The following is a 997-nucleotide window of genomic DNA, read 5'->3' as shown; positions in this document are numbered from 1 at the left end:
CCCATTCAAGATGGCAAAGCACATGCGACCAGTCATAGGAATCGTCAGCAATTTCGACGTGGAAAAGGATGGTTACTTCTGTCTCGTCCACTATGTAAGCGCAATCGAGAAAGCCGGCGCTGTTCCGATCATCTTGCCTTATCTCAAAGAAGATGACGTGAGCGCGTTATTAGACCTCGTTTCTGGTCTCGTTCTTACTGGAGGTGGCGATTTTCCAACCGAACTTTACGGCGCGCCTCCGCACCCCGCTGTTCAACGGATGATCCCCGAGCGCGACGACTTCGAATTCGCGCTCGCCCGTTCAGCGTTCGATCGGCCCATGCCCGTTCTCGGCATCTGCCGAGGGATGCAGATGTTGAATGTTGTAGGCGGGGGTACGATCTATCCTCATACCTTAGATGAACTACAAAACGTAATCGATCATCGCGATGGCACCCCGTTGGATAAGACGGTTCACGAGGTTCAGCTGGAACGCGACACGCAGCTGTGGCGGCTCTGTGGAGCGCAATCATCGTCTTTCCGAGTAAACAGCTATCACCACCAGGCCGTTAAACAGTTGGCTCCTGAATTCGTCGTTTCGGCGCGAGCTGACGATGGTGTCGTCGAGGCGATCGAGGCCCCCGGCCGGCCATTCATGGTCGGCGTACAGTGGCACCCTGAGTGGATGTACGACAGTGAGCCCGCCTGTCGCAATTTGATCGATAACTTCGCAAGAGCCTGCAGTTCGATTGCAAGAGAACCTGCATGACGTGCGCCACCAGCACGCGCGTGCTGTCTCAGACGCAACAAATCCCTTGAGGCGTTGACCGGCTGCGGCGCTAATAGCCGTCCCCCTGCACAACGTCAGCCTCCATTTTGGCAGGCATTTTATCGCGAAACAAGCGGATATATTGGAGTATCTCAGTGCGGGCCATATCTGAACTCGCCGAGTTCGTTAGCAGCTACCCAGGAAGTGCACTGCCTGCGGCGACACGGCGTACAATCTCGTTGCTCATAT

1 protein-coding gene is annotated in these 997 nt (G+C 55.4%); it reads left to right on the top strand.

What is annotated here, in order from left to right; all coding sequences use genetic code 11:
• Positions 1 to 748, top strand: a 748-nt coding sequence (locus EN846_RS33530; RefSeq protein WP_135899141.1) for a gamma-glutamyl-gamma-aminobutyrate hydrolase family protein, incomplete at its 5' end; no start/stop codon positions are given.
• Positions 749 to 997 lie beyond the last annotated feature (249 nt).

Origin of the sequence: Mesorhizobium sp. M4B.F.Ca.ET.203.01.1.1 (assembly GCF_004791025.1) — a bacterium.
Taxonomy (GTDB): Bacteria; Pseudomonadota; Alphaproteobacteria; order Rhizobiales; family Rhizobiaceae; genus Mesorhizobium; species Mesorhizobium abyssinicae.
Note: the sequence above shows the minus strand (reverse complement) of the source record. Positions and strands in the feature narration are given on the sequence as shown.